Annotated in this window: 16 protein-coding genes and 2 pseudogenes; 4 read left to right on the top strand and 14 right to left on the bottom strand. The window is 71.0% G+C overall.

Going from position 1 to position 16,961, the window contains the following annotated elements; genetic code table 11:
• Nucleotides 1-6: 6 nt before the first annotated feature.
• From LMU33_RS37310 to LMU33_RS37285, 6 genes are read right to left on the bottom strand one after another with little or no spacing between them, the layout of a single operon-like run.
• A complete protein-coding gene (locus LMU33_RS37310; protein WP_228625861.1) occupies nt 7-1,344 on the bottom strand; it encodes a TadA family conjugal transfer-associated ATPase in 1,338 nt (445 codons plus the stop codon).
• Nucleotides 1,345-1,360: 16 nt separating this feature from the next.
• Nucleotides 1,361-1,714 carry a TadE/TadG family type IV pilus assembly protein gene (locus tag LMU33_RS37305; protein WP_228625859.1) on the bottom strand — a complete coding sequence of 118 codons (354 nt, stop codon included), beginning with the start codon at nt 1,712-1,714 and terminating at the stop codon, nt 1,361-1,363.
• 1 nt (nt 1,715) lies between these two features.
• Entirely contained in the window at nt 1,716-2,096 is a 381-nt protein-coding gene (locus tag LMU33_RS37300) for a TadE family protein (protein WP_228625857.1), read from the bottom strand.
• 7 nt (nt 2,097-2,103) lie between these two features.
• A complete protein-coding gene (locus LMU33_RS37295; protein ID WP_228625855.1) occupies nt 2,104-3,345 on the bottom strand; it encodes a CpaE/TadZ family protein in 1,242 nt (413 codons plus the stop codon).
• 12 nt (nt 3,346-3,357) lie between these two features.
• Nucleotides 3,358-4,065, bottom strand: a complete 708-nt coding sequence (gene cpaB / locus LMU33_RS37290; protein WP_228625853.1) for a Flp pilus assembly protein CpaB — start codon at nt 4,063-4,065, stop codon at nt 3,358-3,360.
• A 58-nt stretch (nt 4,066-4,123) separates the two neighbouring features.
• Complete coding sequence (locus tag LMU33_RS37285; RefSeq protein ID WP_372478131.1) at nt 4,124-5,008, bottom strand: hypothetical protein; 885 nt, start codon at nt 5,006-5,008, stop codon at nt 4,124-4,126.
• Nucleotides 5,009-5,322: 314 nt separating this feature from the next.
• Here LMU33_RS37285 and LMU33_RS37280 point away from each other — a divergent pair, with 314 nt between their 5' ends.
• Nucleotides 5,323-7,038 carry a chitinase gene (locus tag LMU33_RS37280; RefSeq protein ID WP_228625851.1) on the top strand — a complete coding sequence of 572 codons (1,716 nt, stop codon included), beginning with the start codon at nt 5,323-5,325 and terminating at the stop codon, nt 7,036-7,038.
• A gap of 112 nt (nt 7,039-7,150) precedes the next feature.
• Nucleotides 7,151-7,751, top strand: a pseudogene (locus tag LMU33_RS37275) (CatB-related O-acetyltransferase).
• Between the two features lie 170 nt (nt 7,752-7,921).
• Here LMU33_RS37275 and LMU33_RS37270 read toward each other — a convergent pair.
• From LMU33_RS37270 to LMU33_RS37250, 5 genes are all read right to left on the bottom strand, one after another.
• Nucleotides 7,922-8,479, bottom strand: a complete 558-nt coding sequence (locus LMU33_RS37270) for a hypothetical protein (protein ID WP_228625849.1) — start codon at nt 8,477-8,479, stop codon at nt 7,922-7,924.
• A gap of 73 nt (nt 8,480-8,552) precedes the next feature.
• Nucleotides 8,553-10,040, bottom strand: a complete 1,488-nt coding sequence (locus LMU33_RS37265; RefSeq protein ID WP_228625848.1) for a GntP family permease — start codon at nt 10,038-10,040, stop codon at nt 8,553-8,555.
• Between the two features lie 122 nt (nt 10,041-10,162).
• The gene (locus LMU33_RS37260; RefSeq protein WP_228625845.1) at nt 10,163-10,573 is read right to left on the bottom strand and encodes a RidA family protein; all 411 of its coding nucleotides are present in this window, start codon (nt 10,571-10,573) and stop codon (nt 10,163-10,165) included.
• 16 nt (nt 10,574-10,589) lie between these two features.
• Nucleotides 10,590-11,351, bottom strand: a complete 762-nt coding sequence (locus tag LMU33_RS37255) for an IclR family transcriptional regulator (RefSeq protein ID WP_228625844.1) — start codon at nt 11,349-11,351, stop codon at nt 10,590-10,592.
• Nucleotides 11,348-12,391, bottom strand: coding sequence for a sugar kinase (locus LMU33_RS37250; RefSeq protein ID WP_228625842.1), 1,044 nt, complete (start codon nt 12,389-12,391; stop codon nt 11,348-11,350). Before LMU33_RS37250 ends, LMU33_RS37255 begins: the two co-directional genes overlap by 4 nt.
• Nucleotides 12,392-12,549: 158 nt before the next feature.
• Between LMU33_RS37250 and LMU33_RS37245 the strand changes: the two genes are divergently transcribed.
• Complete coding sequence (locus LMU33_RS37245) at nt 12,550-13,821, top strand: amino acid deaminase (RefSeq protein ID WP_228625840.1); 1,272 nt, start codon at nt 12,550-12,552, stop codon at nt 13,819-13,821.
• A gap of 17 nt (nt 13,822-13,838) precedes the next feature.
• Entirely contained in the window at nt 13,839-15,452 is a 1,614-nt protein-coding gene (locus tag LMU33_RS37240; protein WP_228625838.1) for an N-acyl-D-amino-acid deacylase family protein, read from the top strand.
• Here LMU33_RS37240 and LMU33_RS37235 read toward each other — a convergent pair.
• The 3 genes and pseudogenes from LMU33_RS37235 to LMU33_RS42130 all read right to left on the bottom strand — a co-directional run.
• The gene (locus LMU33_RS37235; RefSeq protein ID WP_228625836.1) at nt 15,449-16,282 is read right to left on the bottom strand and encodes a trypsin-like serine peptidase; all 834 of its coding nucleotides are present in this window, start codon (nt 16,280-16,282) and stop codon (nt 15,449-15,451) included. The two genes, LMU33_RS37240 and LMU33_RS37235, sit on opposite strands and share 4 nt — an antisense overlap.
• Before the next feature lie 105 nt (nt 16,283-16,387).
• Nucleotides 16,388-16,546 (bottom strand): hypothetical protein, encoded by a 159-nt coding sequence (locus LMU33_RS37230; RefSeq protein WP_228625834.1) that lies wholly within the window; start codon nt 16,544-16,546, stop codon nt 16,388-16,390.
• 122 nt (nt 16,547-16,668) lie between these two features.
• Nucleotides 16,669-16,713 (bottom strand): annotated as a pseudogene (locus tag LMU33_RS42130) (hypothetical protein); the annotation flags it as partial.
• Between the last annotated feature and the right edge of the window lie 248 nt (nt 16,714-16,961).

The following is a 16,961-nucleotide window of genomic DNA, read 5'->3' as shown; positions in this document are numbered from 1 at the left end:
GGCGGCCTACCTGGCTTCTCGGGTGGCGAGCTGGTCCACGGAGTGGGCGACTCCGAAGGCCTGCGGGACGGGCTGGCTCGCCATGTAGAGGCGGTCGGCGGCACGGCGGGGCAGCGGGAAGTACTGGAAGCTGCCGTACACGCGGCCGTCGGGGGTCATGGGCTGCGCGTCGAACCGGGCCACGGTCGCGATCCGGTACGGCTCCCCGCCGTGGCTGTCGAGCAGCGCGATCTCGGTGATCCGGCGGGCGCCGTCGGCGAACCGGGTGAGCTGGACGATGACGTCGACCGCGCTGTTGATCTGGTCGTGCAGGGCCACGAAGGGGACCTCCACGTCGGACATGGAGGCGAGGGTCTGCAGCCGGGTCAGGGCGTCCTCCGCGCTGTTGGCGTGCACGGTCGCCAGCGATCCGTCGTGGCCCGTCGACATCGCCTGGAGCATGTCGAGGGACTCGCCGCCGCGGACCTCACCGACCACGATCCGGTCCGGGCGCATGCGCAGCGAGTTGCGGACCAGGTCGCGGATGGTGACCTGGCCCTGGCCCTCGACGTTCGGCGGCCGCGACTCCAGCCGGACCACGTGGGTCTGCTGGAGCTGGAGCTCGGCGGAGTCCTCGATGGTGATGATGCGCTCGTGGGACGGGATCAGACCCGACAGCGCATTCAACAGGGTCGTCTTGCCGGTCCCCGTGGCCCCGGAGACGATGATGTTGAACTTCGCCTGCACCAGCCCCGCGAGCAGGTACACCATGTGCTCGTCGAGGGAGCCGAACGAGATCAGCTCCTGGAGGGTGAAGGAGCGCGGGAAGCGGCGGATGGTGAGGATCGGGCCGGTCAGCGACAGCGGCGGGATGATGACGTTCACGCGCTCGCCGGAGGGCAGCCGGGCGTCGACCATCGGGTTCGACTCGTCCACCCGCCGGTTGACGGTGGACACGATCCGCTCGATGGTCTGCATCAGCTGGTCCGAGGAGACGAACCGCAGGGGCAACTGCTCGACTCGGCCGCCTCGTTCGACGAAGATCGCATCGGGGCCGTTCACCATGATCTCGGTGATCGACGCGTCCTCCAGCAACGGCTCCAGGATGCCGAGGCCCAGCGCCTCGTCCACCACCCGGCGGATCAGCTGCGAGCGCTCCACGGTCGACAGCACCGGGCCCTCCCGGCTGATGATGTGCCCGAGCACCCGCTCGAGCCGTGCCCGGCGTTCGGCCGCCGCGAGCGAACTCATCTCCGCGAGGTCGATCTCCTCCAGCAGCTTGGCCCGGTAGGAGGCGACCAGATGACCGTCCTCGCCCCGGCTGCCGTGCTCCTCCGGAGTGCTGATGCGTGCCCGCAGGCTCATGTCGGCATCTCCTCGCCTAGTGGTCGAGCGGCATGGTGGCGGACTTGACGGCGGGGTCGAAGTGCCAGCCGGGGACGATCTGGGGGATGTCCACGGTGGCGGTGACGGTGACCGAGCCGGCAGCACCGCCTCCCCTGTCGCACCGCACCGTGAGTGCGCCGCTGACCGCCTGAGCGCACGCCTGCTGCGGGTCCTGCTCCAGGGACGCGGCCCGCGCCCCCGCCCGGGCCGCCGTACTGGCCTGCTCGGCGGCGTAGGCGACGGCCCCGATCTGGATGCCGGCCATGGCCACGATCAGGAGGATCGGGACGAACCCGAGGTACTCGATGGCGACCTGGCCCCTGTCCCGCCGTCCGCGTCGGTACGGCATCTCAGTGCTTCACCTCCTCGACGGCGCCGGCGTGGCCGGTCACCGTGGCCGGGAAGTCGATCAGGCCGGGGAAGAGGACGGGGACGTGCAGCTTGACGTCGGCCGTCACATAGCCGCTCCCGCCACAGGACACTTCCGCGCTCCCCCTCCACGCCGCCGACAGGTGCTTGAGTCCCGCCGTCGAGCAGGCCGCATCCCTCGCGCCACCCGGCGCCGCCGCCGTCCCCGCCCGCACCGCCTCATCCGCAGCATTCCCGGCGAGCGTGAAGGTGTACCCCACGAGCACGGCCTGCCACACGAGCACCAGCGTCAGAACGATCAGCGGCGTCATCCCGAGGAACTCGATGCTCACCTGCCCCCGGTCTCCTCCCGGCCTTCTCATGGAGCACTCACTCCTTCCGTCGCCGGAATCCGCCCGGGCCACGCCCGCTGCCCCGATGGCCCGCAGCCCCGTCGGCCGCCCTCACCAGCCCCAACTCCCCCGCGAGCGCCCACAACGCCTGTTTCACGGAACTCCTGCTGTCGAGCTCGTGCACCCGGCCGGCGTCAACGGTCGCCTGCAGTTCCTTGAAGTTGGCGGGCACGGCCGTGCGCGCCAGTGCCGTGCCGGTGATGCGCTGCACCAGCGCCGGCTGGATCTCCGTACTGCGCGTGTACCGGTTGACGACCACCGTCGTCTCCTCGGCCTTGCGGATCTGCAGCCGGTCCCACATCCGTACGGTCCGTTTGGCGGCGCGGACGGCGATGACGTCCGGGGTGGTGACCAGGAGTGCGATGTCGGCCATCTCCACCACGGCGGCGCCCGCACCGCTCAGCTGGGCGCCGCAGTCGACGACGACCACTTCGTAGCGGGAGCGCAGGGCGCTGACGGTCTGGCGGGCGGCGCGGTCGGTGACCTCCTCGCCGCGTTCGCCCTCGCCGGGTGCGAGGAGCAGGGCGAGCCCGGTGTCGTGGCGGAAGACGGCGTCGGCGAGGACGCGGGGCGAGATGTCGGTGATGGCGGCGAGGTCGGCGACGGACCGCCGGAACTGGATGTCCAGGTAGGAGGCGATGTCACCGGCCTGGAGGTCGAGGTCGACCAGCGCCGTCGGCCGGCCGGAGGCCTGTGCGGCGAGGGCCAGCTGGATCGCCGCCAGGGTGGCGCCCACGCCTCCCTTGGCACCGCTGACCGTGACGACGGTGCCGCCGGCCCCGCCGAGCACGTCGGAGGCGCCGTGGCCGAGATGACGCCGTACCCCCGTCGACCACTGGGCGACCGCCTGGACCCGGCTGGCGAGTTCCTCGTAGGCCAGCGGGAGCGCGACCAGGCCGCGGGCGCCGGAGTCCATGGCGGCGGAGAACAGGCCGGGGCCGGCGTCGGTGGTGACGAGGATGACGCCGACGGCGGGGAAGCGGAGCGCGACCTCGCGGATCAGCTCCAGGGCCGGGACCGGGCCGATCCGCTCGTGGACGACCACGACCTCGGGCAGTTCGTCCACGGACTCGGCGGCGAGCCGGGCGAGGGTGTCGACCAGCTGGGTGGAGTCACCGACCGGTGGCTGCGGTTCGGCGTCGGGGAGCTGGCTGAGCAGGGTGGTGAGGGAGCGTACGGCGTCCGGGTCGGCTCCCGCCGGGAGGATCCTGGTAGGCATGCGGGCCGCCTCTCACTTGTCCGTCGCGAGTTCGTAGGTGCGGTCCTTGTCCGGGACGCTGGTCTCGCCGCCGGGGGCCACCAGCGCGAGCCGGACGCGCTGGGCGAAGGACTCGGCGTAGGTGATGCGCTGGGCGTCGAGGGTGGACAGCGCGAAGGTGATGGGGACGGCCTCGCTGGGCTGCTGCTGGTTCTTGCTCTGGTCCGGGTCGAGGGCGGTGATCTGGCCGACGTCGAGGACCCGTGCGTCCGTGACGATGATCTTCGACTGGTCCGGGTCGCCTTCCTTCTTTCCGGCGAAGGTGGCGTACACGTTGACGTGCGATCCCGGGGTGATCTTCCCCGCCACGCCGGTCGCCGCGTCGATCATGATGGCGACCTCCTGCTGTCCGGGCTGGAGGGCGGGCTGGTCGACGATCATGTCGGTCTGGAGCAGGGAACCCTTGCGCAGGGTGGTGACCGCGATCTTGCCCTGGATCTGCCGCAGATCGGTGACCGCGTTGTCCGACAGCCACCGCTTGGGCATCTCGGTCTTCTCGAACTGGCCGGCGTCCAGGGTGGTGTACGGCTTCACGTCGGAGCGCACCCGGTAGGCGGTGACCTCGGGCCCGACCTTGGAATTGACGTTGTGGACGACGGAGAGCACGCCGGCGAACGCGCCCAGAGCGCACAGGACCGACAGGATCAGGAGTATCACGCCGCGGCGCTGACGGGAGTTCATGAACCGTGCAACCTCATTGGGGGAATCGGTCGAGCGGGCTGGGGACGTGCTGGTCGGGTCAGGCGGGCGTGCGCTGTTCCAGGGCGCGGGGCGCGGCGGGTTCGTGGGCGGGCGGGGTGGCGGAGCAGAAGACACAGCGGTCGCCGATGACGTCCAGTCCGCACCAGTGACAGGTGGTCTGCCGTACCGACGTGACGAGTTGGTAGAGAACCGACAGATCGGCGAGGTAGCTGCAGAACTCGGTCATGCGGCCCGTGCCCCACCACACCGGGGACTCGGCGGGCAGCGGGACCTCGCGCAGCCCGTGCACGCTCCACTGCCCGGCGAGCCCGGAGACCCAGTCACCCTGCGTCTGCTGCCCTTTGGCGACGAGCATCCAGGTGTTGAACTCGGGCCCTTTGAGCGTGGCACCGGGAGCCGTGCGCACGAGCTGCGGTTCGGGATGCGCGAGTACGGCGAACTGGCTCCCCGGCACCCAGGACTTGGCGTGTGCCTTGAGGCCGACCGGTACGCGGTCCAGCCTGGCGACCGAGCCGAGCACGGCACCGGCGTGGATGTAGTGGGTGAGCAGCCGCCCGGCGGAGGCGAGGACGCCCGGGCTGAGGTCGCAGGAGGCGAGTTGCCGCAGCTGCCGGGCGAGCACGGCGATGCCGAGGGGCGGAAGTTCGGGCCGGAAGAGGGCGATACGGTCGCTCTCCAGCAGCGAGCGCAGGGTGTGCAGCCGCCGTACGACCGGCTTCGGCGTGGCGGTCGAGCAGACGACGATCAGATAGCCGTACTGCTCGGTCAGGGTGTGGAGTTCGGTGAGCGCGTGCTCCAGGGGCCGCTGGTCGAGGCCGCCCAGCACGACGGCCGGCATGGTCCGTTCGTCCTGCGCCGGCAGCGCCATGTCGGCACTGGTCACGGCAATGGCAGTTGGCACGCGCAACTCCCCGCTCTTCACACCCGCCGGCCCACGGAGGTAACTCCCGTGCGCCAGGACGACTTCACTGCGTGACTACGTGAGCACTGTATCCACGGCCGTATGACCGGAGAACAGCGTTTGTGAAGCCCGCGTGGAACTCTCTGGCCACAACTCCGGCCAAATACGGACAGGTTGAGCGGCGAACCGGAAATGGTTTTGGTCTGGACCTCTTGACACCCAGATTGGTCTGGACCAACTTGTATGCCCAACGGTGGCACCGCATCTCCCCCCTCCCCTCTCCCCTCCCCGCCAAGGCTCCCTCCCCGAACTCCACTTCCCCACCGGAGGCCCCAGTGGACCATGCACCAGGCATACCCAGACCCCGTGGACGGCGAATCACCCTGTGGTCCGCCGCCACCGCCCTGGCCCTCTCCGTCGCAGGGCTCGCCGCGACCCCGGCCTCCGCGGCGGACGTCAACAACGCCGCGAACGCCGGCTTCGAGTCGGGCCTGTCCGACTGGACGTGCACCGCCGGCAGCGGCACGACGGTCTCCTCCCCGGTGCACTCCGGTTCCTCCGCGCTGAAGGCGACCCCGGCCGGCCAGGACGACGCCCAGTGCACCCAGACGGTCGCGGTCAAGCCCAACTCGACGTACACGCTGAGCGCGTGGGTGCAGGGCGGCTACTCCTACCTGGGCGTGACGGGCACGGGCACGACGGACGTGTCCACGTGGACGCCGGACACGACGACCTGGAAGCAGCTGTCCACGACCTTCACCACAGGAGCGTCGACGACGTCGGTCACGGTCTACACCCACGGCTGGTACGGCCAGGCGGCCTACTACGCCGACGACGTCTCGGTCTACGGCCCCGACGGCGGCGGAGGCGGCGACCCGGCCCCGACGATCCCGGCGGCTCCCACCGGCGTGACGGTCTCCGCCACGACGTCCTCCTCCGTCTCCCTGTCCTGGTCCCCGGTCTCGGGCGCGACGGGCTACAACGTCTACCGCGACGGCACCAAGGTGACGGCTGTGACGGGCACCTCGGCGACGGTGACGGGCCTGACGGCCTCGACCTCGTACTCCTTCCAGGTGACGGCGACGAACGCGGCGGGCGAGTCGGCGAGGTCGGCGACGGTGTCCGCCACGACGGGCTCCGGCAGCAGCGGCGGTGGCGGTGGGTCGCTGCCCAAGCACGCGGTGACCGGCTACTGGCAGAACTTCAACAACGGCGCGACGGTCCAGAAGCTGTCGGACGTCCCGTCGTCGTACGACATCATCGCGGTGGCCTTCGCGGACGCCACGTCGACGCCGGGCGCGGTCACCTTCAATCTGGACTCCTCCGGCCTGGGCGGCTACACCGTCGACCAGTTCAAGGCGGACATCAAGGCCAAGCAGGCGGCCGGCAAGAAGGTGATCGTCTCGATCGGCGGCCAGAACGGCACGGTGTCGGTGAGCGACTCGACGTCGGCGACGAACTTCGCGAACTCGGTCTACTCCCTCATGCAGACGTACGGCTTCGACGGCGTGGACATCGACCTGGAGAACGGCCTCAACGCGACGTACATGACCCAGGCGCTCCGCGCCCTGTCCGCGAAGGCCGGCTCGTCCCTGATCATCACGATGGCCCCGCAGACGATCGACATGCAGTCGACGTCGAACGGGTACTTCCAGACGGCCCTGAACGTGAAGGACATCCTCACGGTCGTCAACATGCAGTACTACAACAGCGGTTCCATGCTGGGCTGCGACGGCAAGGTCTACAGCCAGGGTTCCGTGGACTTCCTGACGGCCCTGGCCTGCATCCAGCTCCAGGGCGGCCTCGCCCCCTCCCAGGTGGGCCTCGGCCTCCCGGCGTCGACCAGCGCGGCGGGCAGCGGCTACGTGTCACCCACCGTGGTGAACAACGCCCTGGACTGCCTGACGGCCGGCACCAACTGCGGCACCTTCAAGCCGTCCAAGACCTATCCGGACCTGCGGGGCGCGATGACCTGGTCGACGAACTGGGACGCGTCGGCGGGGAAGGCCTGGTCGAACGCGGTGGGGGCGCATGTGCACGCACTGCCCTGACCTGAGATCCATCCCGTGATGTGACGACGCCCGGGCCGTGAAAGGGTCCGGGCGTCGCCGCATATTGTCGACGCCGGGGACACATGGGTGTCCGGGACGGCTCGGCGCGGCGATCACGGACGGGTCACGGGTGGTGCTGCTCGAACCGCTGGTGACCTCCCCGCTGATCGAGGTCGGGGAGTACTCCTCCTACGACGACCCGGACGACCCGACCGCCTTCGAGACACGCAACGTGCTCCACCACTACGGGCCGGAGAAGCTGGTCATCGGCAGGTTCTGCGCGCTGGGCACGGGAGTGCGGTTCATCATGAACGGCGCCAACCACCGCATGGACGGCCCCTCGGCCTTCCCCTCCCCACCATGGGCGGCTCCTGGGCCGAGCTCTTCGACCTGCTCACCGGCCTGCCCAACCGCGGGGACACCGTCGTCGGCAACGACGTCTGGTTCGGCCACGGCACCACGGTGATGCCGGGCGTGCGGGTCGGACACGGCGCGTTCATCGCCACCGGCGCGGTGGTCACCGCCGACGTACCCGACTACGGCATCGTCGGCGGCAACCCGGCCCGCCTCCTCCGCACCCGCTACGACGACCAGGACATCGCCCGGCTGCCGGCGGTGGCTGGTGGGACTGGCCGCCGCAGCACATCACCGAGCACGTGCGGACGATCATGTCGGGCAGCATCACCGAACTGGAGGCGGCCGCCCCCTGGTGACGTCCCGGCCCCGCCCCTCCTCCGACTCCCCCACAGAAGCAGCGATGTGGACCTGTGGGCGGGGCACCCGATGCAGCGCAGGGCCATCGTCGGACGTCCGGGCCGCGCCGTCTCACCGGCCCCCGGTGGTTCGCGTGACTTCATTCACCGGCTCGACGCTCCGAAGGGGACTATTCGGCGTCCTCGAAGTACGCGTCCAGCACCGCGTCCAACTGCTCGTCCCACTCCTTGAAGCGGGACTTCGTCGTCGCCTCGATCTCGATCGGGAACCAGCGGCGGTCCGGCGTGTGCACGGTGATCGTGTAGCGCTTGCCGAAGCGGGGGGACTCCGTCTCGACCGCCGCGATCTCGTCCCAGCGGAACTCGCAGGCCTCCTCGTCCAGGCGGAGGCGGACGCCCTTGCGGTCGGCCACGATCTTCGCCCGGCGGTCGGAGGCCTCGAAGACCGGGCCGCCGTCCGGGCCTTCGCCGTCCGCGGACTCCGTGGCTTCCCCGGACGTCCCGGTCGCCTCTGTCTTTCCGGGCGCCTTCGAGTCCTCCGGCTCTGCGGATTCCGCCGGCTCCGCCGACGCCACCGCGTCCTCCGGCTCCGGCTCGCCGGACCCGGCCTGTGCCGGAACCGTGATTCCGGGGATGAACGCCGGGTCGAAACCGGCGCCCGTCAGGGGCTCGGCCTTCAACGGCTCGGCCTCGGACGGCTTGCTGCTCGCTCCTATGCGCTGCTCCACGGCGGCAGTATGGACGACTTCCCTGTGCCGGAACCAGTCAGCCCGCTCATCCCCGGTATCACTCACGTCACGTTCACACGAACACGCTCACCACCGCCGCCACCGCGAACCCCGCCACCGACAGCACCGACTCCAGGACCGTCCACGTCCGCAGCGTGTCCCGTTCGCTGATGCCGAAGTACTTGGCCACCATCCAGAAACCGCCGTCGTTGACGTGCGAGGCGAAGATGGAGCCGGCCGAGATGGCCATGATGACCAGGGCCACGAAGGGCTGCGAGTGGTGGCCCTCCGAGAGCAGGGGCGCCACGATGCCCGCCGTCGTCACGATCGCCACCGTCGCCGAGCCCTGGGCCACCCGCAGGACCAGCGAGATCAGGTACGACAGGACGATCACCGGCAGGCCCACGCCGTGGAAGGTGTCCGACAGGGCCTGGGCCACCCCGCTCGCCTTCAGTACGGCACCGAAGACCCCGCCCGCGCCCACCACCAGCAGGATGTTGCCGACCGGCTTGAGCGAGGAAGTGGACACCGTCTCCAGGGACTTGCGGGACCAGCCACGGCGCAGGCCCAGCAGGTAGTAGGCCATCAGCAAGGCGATGGTCAGGGCCACGAACGGGTGGCCGAAGAACTCCAGGACCGAGCGGGCGGGGGACGGGTCCAGGGCAATCGAGGAGAAGGTGGCCGCGAGGATCAGGATGAGCGGTGTGCCGATGATGGCCAGGACCGTGGCGAGCGGGACCGGACGCTCCTGGGGTTCCACTCCCTGGGCGCGCTGTTCGGCCACGACCGCCTGCTTGGCCTCCTCCGCCGCCTCGACCATGTCCTGCGGTACGGCGACGAAGATCCGCTGTCCGATCCAGGCGGAGTACGCCCAGGCGGCCAGGACGGCCGGGATGCCGCAGACGATGCCCATGAGGATGATCCAGCCGAGCTGGACGTGGAGGAGGCCCGCGGCGGCGACCGGGCCGGGGTGCGGGGGCAGGAAGGCGTGGGTCATGGACAGGCCGGCCAGCAGGGGCAGGCAGTAGAGGAGGATCGACTTGCCGCCGCGCTTGGCCGCCGCGTAGACGAGCGGTGCCAGGACGAAGATGCCCACGTCGAAGAAGACCGGGATGCCGAAGATCAGGCCCGTCAGGCCCATTGCGAGAGGGGCGCGCTGTTCGCCGAACAGGCCGAGCAGGCGGCCTGCCAGTACCTCCGCGCCGCCGCTGACCTCCAGGATCGCGCCGAGCATCGTACCGAGGCCGATGATGATGGCGACGTGGCCGAGGATGCCGCCCATGCCGGACTCGATGGTGGAGACGGCGTCGGAACGCTGGACCGTGCCGAAGAGCTCGGTGACCGACAGGCCGGCCAGCAGGCCCACGGCTATGGAGACGGCCAGGAGGGCCACGAAGGGCTGCAGCCGGACCTTGATGATCAGGTACAGCAGGAGGGCTATGCCCAGCGCTGCGACCGTGAGGAGGCCGGGTGTGCCGTTCAGGAGGAGGAGCAGGCCTCCGGTGTGGGGTGGGGCGGCGGGCGCGGCAGCGGCCACGGAAATGACAGAAGTGAGGGGCATACGGGGGTCCTCTGCGTAAGTTCATGGTGCTTTCGGGCAGGGGGGATCGCGGCACGGCGGCCCGGGGGTGGGGGCCGCCGTGCCGTGAAGGGACGTGCGGGCGGTGAGGGGTCGTCAGGTGCTCAGCCGAGGACGGCGAGAGCGTCGATCTCGATGAGGAGGCCGGCCGGGAGACCGACGTAGACCGTGGTCCGGGCGGCGGGCGGCTGGGTGAGGCCCTGCTCCTCGAAGTAGGCGTCGTAGATCTCGTTCATCTCGGCGAAGTGGTCCACGTCGGTGAGGTAGACGCGGATCATCATCACGTCGTCCCAGTTCGCGCCGCCCTCTTCGAGGATCGCCCGGACGTTGGCGAGGGTCTGGAGGGTCTGCTCGCGCAGGGTGGGACCGGCCGGTGCCGGGGGCTTGCCCTCCTCGGCGGGCAGGAAGCCGACCTGGCCGGCGACCTGGAGGAGGTTGCCCTTCTTCACGCCGTGGGAGAACTGGGCGGGCGGGGTGGTGTGGGTCTTCGGGGTGAGGGCGGTCTTCTCGGTCATGCACGGTCCCTGTCTGTCATTCGGGGTCACCGACTGGCGTTCTTCCGGAGTACTCGCCGCTGATCGCGTCCGCGGTACGGCGGACCTGCGGGAGCAGGGTGAGGAGTTCCTCGGCGGTGACGACCACGTTCGGCGCGGACACCGACATCGCGGCGACCACGCGGCCGTCGGCGCCGCGGATGGGGGCGGCGACGCAGTTGATGGACTCCTCGTGGCCACCGAGGTCGGTGGCCCAGCCCTGTTCGCGGACCTTCTCGAGCTCCCGCAGGAACGCGGGGGCGTTGGGGGTGGAGCGGGCCGTGTACAGGGGGTATTCGAGCTTGTCCGCGAGGGCGCGGCGCTCGGGTTCGGGCAGGTCGGCGAGGAGGAGTTTGGCCACGGCCGCGACCGTGATGGCGACGGGCCTGCCGATCCGCGAGTACATGCGGACCGGGTAGCGGCTGTCCACCTTGTCGATGTAGAGGACCTCGCCCTCCTCGTACACGGCGAGGTGCACGGTGTGCCCGCAGGCCTCGTTCAGCCGTACGAGGTGGGGGTGGGCGATCTCGCGGATGTCGAGGTTCTCCATCGCCTCCTGGGCGAGGGCGAAGAGGCGGGCGCCGAGGCGGTAGCGCTGGTCGGACTGGCGGTAGACGAGGCCGTGCTCGTGCAGGGTGCGCAGGAGGCGGAGTGCGGTGGACTTGTGCACGCCCAGACGGTCGGCGACCCGACCGAGGTCGGCGGGACCCTCGGCGAGGAGCGGCAGGATGCTCAGGGCGCGGTCTACGGTCTGGCTCATGGGGTGTTCGCCTCCTGTGTGGCCCGCGCGGCCTGCGTCCAGCCGGGGGCGAGTCGAAGTCTCCCCCATGCGGTGTCGTCCAGGGCGGCCAGCCGGTCGGCGTGGTCCCGGGCGGGGGGTGCGGCCAGGTCGCCGGGGGTGGTGAGGGCGGCGGCGGCGAAGAGGTGGCCGAGCCGTAGGCGGTCCCGCAGGGGCAGCCGGCGGAGGGTGCCGGAGAGGAATCCGGCGGCGAAGGCGTCTCCGGCGCCGACATGAGCGACGACGTCGACGTTCGGGGCCCGGACGAACGTGGCGGTGCCGTCGGCGTCCTCCATGCCGTCGGTGGTCCGGTCGAAGGCGGTCGCTCCGCCCTTGCCCTGCTTGACGACGACGACGGCCGGTTCGGGCAGTGCTGCCACGATGGACCGTCCGCCGTGCAGTCCCCAGGCGTCACGCGCCTCGTCGTCCCCGACGAAGACGATGTCCGAGCGCCGCGCCAACTCCAGCAGTACGCCGGGTCCGTCGGGGGTGTCGCGCCACAGCGCGGGCCGGTGGTTGACGTCGAAGGAGACCAGCGGCCGGCCGGGACGGGGGGCCGTCAGTTCGTGCATCAGTTCACGGCACTCACCGGAGAGGGCGGCCGTGATGCCGGACAGGTGCAGCACGCGCCCCGCCAGTGCCGCCGCCAGGTCCACGTTGCCCACACCCATGGCGGAGGCTGCGGAGCCGGTCCGGTAGTACGCCACCTCGTGGGTGTCGGTCGCGCGGTCGGCCGCGGTGCGGAAGTAGATGCCCGTGGGCCGGGTGGCGTCGGTGCGCACGGCGCTCGTGTCGACCCCGTACCCGGCGATCCCCTCCACCAGGTGCTGGCCGAACCCGTCCGCTCCCACGCGGCTCACCCACCGCGCGGTGTGCCCGGCGGCGGCCAGCACGCAGGCCACGTTGGACTCGGCGCCGCCGATCGCGCGGTCGAAGGAGGGTACGTCCGCGAGGCGGCCCGGCCGGCTGGGCAGGAAGGTGACCATGGACTCGCCGAGCGCGACCACGTCCACGACCTCCATGACCGCACCCTTCACGGCGTAAGCAGCGTCGTTGATGATGACTCCTGTCCGATGCCCGGGTCACGGTCCGTTGACCCGATGTCGGCGAGATGCTAGACACCATTCAGCAATCCGTGCAATGACTGTTGCAGAGAGTGCAACGACAGGAAAGGGGCTCCATGAGCAGCGAAGCGCTCGCCCGGCTGGCCGAGGAACGCGTCGACCACCGCTTCAAGGGCCTCCCGCCGGACGCGGACGGCCTCACCGTCGGCGAGCTGGCCGCCCAGCGCCGCAACCTCTTCGCCGAGGCCGACGGCTTCACCGCGCCCGTCCTCGCCCTGTCCGCCGAGCGCCTGGAACACAACCTCGCGCTCATGCAGACGTACACCGCCCGGCACGGCCTCGCCTTCGCCCCGCACGGCAAGACCTCCATGGCCCCGCAGCTCTTCCACCGCCAGATCGAGCACGGCGCCTGGGGCATCACGCTGGCGGTGCCCCACCAGGTGCGTGTCGCCCGGGCGTTCGGCATCCAGCGGGTCTTCCTCGCCAACGAGCTGGTCGACGCCCCGGCACTGCGCTGGATCGCGGGCGAGCTCGCCGCCGATCCCGGGTTCCGGTTCATCTGTTACGTCGACTCCGTGCGCGGTGCCGAGCTGATGGACGCCGCGCTCGAGGGCTGCGCCCGGCCCGTGGACGTGGTGGTCGAGCTGGGCGCGGGCGACGGCGCGCGGACCGGCGTACGGACGGAAGCCGAGGCCCGGGCCGTCGCCGATGCCGTGGCCCGGGCGCGGACGCTGCGGCTCGTGGGCGTCGCCGGTTACGAGGGCGAGGTGCCGCGGGCCGATCCGGAGCGGGTGCGGGCGTATCTGCGGCGGCTGGTGGCGCTCGCCGCCGGCCTCGACGGGGCCGGACTCCTCAAGGACGCGCAGGAGATCGTGGTGAGCGCGGGCGGCAGCGCCTGGTTCGACGCGGTGGCCGAGGTGTTCGAGGAGATCCCGGAGCTGTCGCTCCCCGTGCTGAAGCTGCTGCGCTCGGGGGCGTACGTCTCGCACGACGACGGGCACTACCGCAGGCTCACCCCCTTCACCCGGGTCCCGGAGGAGGGCGCCCTGGAGCCCGCCTTCCGGTTGTGGGCGCAGGTCGTGTCCCGGCCGACCCCGGAGCAGGCCTTCGCCAACGCGGGCAAGCGCGACGCGGCCTACGACCTGGACCTGCCCACCGCCCAGGTGGTACGCCGGAACGGTGTCGAGCGCCCCGCCGACGGGATCACGGTGACCGGGCTGTCCGACCAGCACGCCTGGCTGCGCACGGAACCGGGCGCGGACGTCGAGGTCGGCGACTGGATCGCCCTCGGGCTGTCCCACCCGTGCACGTCCTTCGACAAGTGGCAGCTGATCCCGGTGGCCGAGGCCGACGGGACGGTCGTGGACTACATCCGCACGTTCTTCTAGACATCGGGAGGACCGGCATGGAGGACCTGGTCATCCGGGACGCCGACGTCGTCGACGGCAGCGGCGGAGCGTCGTACCGGGCCGATGTGGTGGTCGACGGCGGGCGGATCGTCGGAATCGTCAAGGAGGCATCCGCGGCCGGCTGTCAGCGCCCGCGCGCCATGCGGGAGCTCGACGCGGAGGGCCTGGTCCTCTCCCCCGGCTTCATCGACATGCACGCCCACTCCGACCTCGCCCTGCTGCGCGACCCCGACCACAGCGCGAAGGCCGCGCAGGGGGTCACGCTGGAGGTCCTCGGGCAGGACGGGCTGTCGTACGCACCGGTGGACGACCGCACGCTTCAGGAGGTGCGGCGGGCGATCACCGGGTGGAACGGGTACGGCGACGACATCGACTTCGACTGGCGGTCGGTCGGCGATTACCTGGACCGGCTCGACCGGGGCATCGCCGTCAACGCGGCCTACCTCGTCCCCCAGGGCACCGTCCGCGCGCTCGCCGTCGGCTGGGAGGACCGCCCGGCGACCCCGCAAGAGCTCGACCGGATGCGGCGGTTGGTCGCAGAAGGGCTGGAGCAGGGCGCGGTCGGGCTGTCCTCCGGGCTGACCTACACGCCCGGCATGTACGCCCCCGACGCCGAACTGACCGAGCTGTGCCGGGTGGTGGCGTCGTACGGCGGCTACTACTGCCCGCACCACCGCTCCTACGGCGCCGGCGCGCTGGAGGCGTACGCCGAGATGGTCGCCCTGACCCGGGAGGCCGGGTGTCCGCTGCATCTGGCCCACGCGACGATGAACTTCGGCGTGAACGAGGGACGGGCGCCGCAGCTGCTGGCCCTGCTGGACACGGCCCTGGAGGCCGGCGCGGACATCACCCTCGACACCTATCCCTACACGCCCGGCTGCACCACCCTGGCCGCGCTGCTGCCGAGCTGGGCGAGCGAGGGCGGCCCGGAGGAGGTCCTGGCGCGGCTCACCGACCCGGCGACGGCCGCGCGCATCCGGCACGACCTGGAGGTCACCGGCTCGGACGGCTGCCACGGCGTGCCGGTGGAGTGGCAGACGATCGAGATCTCCGGCGTCACCGACCCGGCGCTCGGTGACCTGGTGGGCCGTACGGTCCGGGAGGCGGCCGCCCTGCGCGGCGAGGCCCCCTGGGACACCGCCCGCCGGCTGCTGGTCGGGGACCGGCTCGGTACGACGATCCTCCAGCACGTCGGCAACGAGGACAACGTCCGCACGATCATGCGGCACCGCACCCACACCGGCGGCTCGGACGGCATCCTGCGCGGCGACAAGCCGCATCCGCGCGCCTACGGCACCTTCCCGCGCTATCTCGGCCACTACGTGCGCGAGTTGGGGATCCTCTCCCTGGAGGAGTGCGTCGCCCACCTCACCTCCCGGCCCGCGGCCCGGCTGCGGCTGCCGGACCGGGGGCTGGTGCGCGAGGGGTACCGGGCCGACCTGGTGCTGTTCGACCCGGAGACGGTGGCGCCCGGCGCGACCTTCGCCGAGCCCCGCACGCGTCCCACGGGGATCCCGCACGTCCTGGTCGACGGCCGGTTCGTCATCGAGGACGGGAAGCGTACGGATGTGCTCGCGGGCCGGTCCGTCCGCCGCACGGACGTCCGCTAGGGCTTCGGCAGGGTGCAGCCGGCTGCGCCGAGGTTCAGCTTGTTGCCCGTGGTGAAGCAGGCGGGGATCTGGTAGGTCTCCTCTGCGTAGTTGATGCCCTGGTGGATGGTGACGTTGCCGTTCTCGTCCACCTCGCACGGGTTGTTGACCGTGCAGGTCTCGCCGTCCTCGTTGCCGGTGTTGTTGACGGCGACGACCTTGCCGGTGGTGGTGTCGATCACCGGGGAGCCGGAGGTGCCGCCGATGGTGTTGCAGGCGGAGGTGTAGCGCAGGGAGTCCTTCCAGGTCCAGTCGCCCTCCTTCAGCCGGTACACGAACCCGTCGACGTTGCAGCTGTAGGTCCGCTTCCAGTAGCCGGAGACGACCTTGATGGCGGTGCCGGCGGTGGGGTGGGTGTCGTGCACGGTGAGCGGGCTGATCCCGTACGCGCTCTTGATCTGCGCGTAGGTGGTGGTCAGCCGGTAGATCGTGACGTCCGTGTCCGTCATGGTCGAGTAGACGACCTGGTTGGCGCGGAGGGTGGCGACCCTGCTTCCGGAGGCGTTCAGCAGGCCGAAGCTGCGGCTGGAGGACTGTCCGGTGATGACCTGGCCGGGGTCCGGGAAGCCGGTCTCCAGGCAGTGGCCGTTGGTGAGGACGAGCGCCGGGTCGCTGTCGGCGGAGTTGGGGAAGCGGATGACGGAGCCGGAGCAGTTGCTGAGCGCGACCGTGCCGGCGAAGTTGACGGTCACCGCCGGCTTTTCGGTGGTGTGCGGCGCGGCGACCGCAGGGGTGGCGCCCAGCCCGGCCAGGGCCAGGGAGGAGAGCGCGGCAAGGAGAGGCTTGTTCATGTGGGGGTCCCCTCTGACGACTTGGGCGACCGGAGTTCTCCGGCCGCCCTTTCGTTTGTCATGCACATACTCAGTGCACGAGGGGTGCGGGAACAAGACGCCGGCTCAGGTCATAGGGGTTTCCCTCTGCGGAGGGATCGCCTTCGGCTTCGCGACGACGGCGCCGAACAGCGCCAGGCCTTTGATGACGACGCGCGGGGCACCGGGCCGTTCCAGTCGTTCCGGCACGACCCGCCGGCCCTCGCGGGCGAAGACACCGAACACGCCGAGGGCGAACGGGAGGTGGGCGCCCGGTCCACCACCAGGGAGCCTCTGGGCCCGGGTTCGGGCAGCCCGCGTGCGGCGACCGCTACCTCGCCGAGCGTCCGGGCGCTGTGCACCCGGCCGAGCCGGTCGTCCAGCTCACTCGGCGCCAGGCGGCCGTCCGCCACGGCGGCCCGTATCCGCTCGACGGCCCGCTCGCGGTCCCCGTCGGAGGCGAGCACGTCGGAGTGGGGCACCTGCTGCCCTGCGCGAGTAGGGCGAGGCTGCTCGCTCACGCGGCAACTCTACGGCCCACCCGTCGGCCAAGTGGCCCCGAAAGAACCCCCGTTGACGTGAAGACGGGCACCGAACACCTGCGGGCCGCGCCCACGACATCAGCGGCCCGAAAGCCCCGCGGAACACCCGAACCGCCGGG

This window comes from Streptomyces barringtoniae, from assembly GCF_020819595.1.
GTDB classification, from domain to species: domain Bacteria; phylum Actinomycetota; class Actinomycetes; order Streptomycetales; family Streptomycetaceae; genus Streptomyces; species Streptomyces barringtoniae.
The sequence above is the reverse complement of the archived record's forward strand: the minus strand, read 5'-3'. Positions and strand labels throughout refer to the sequence as shown.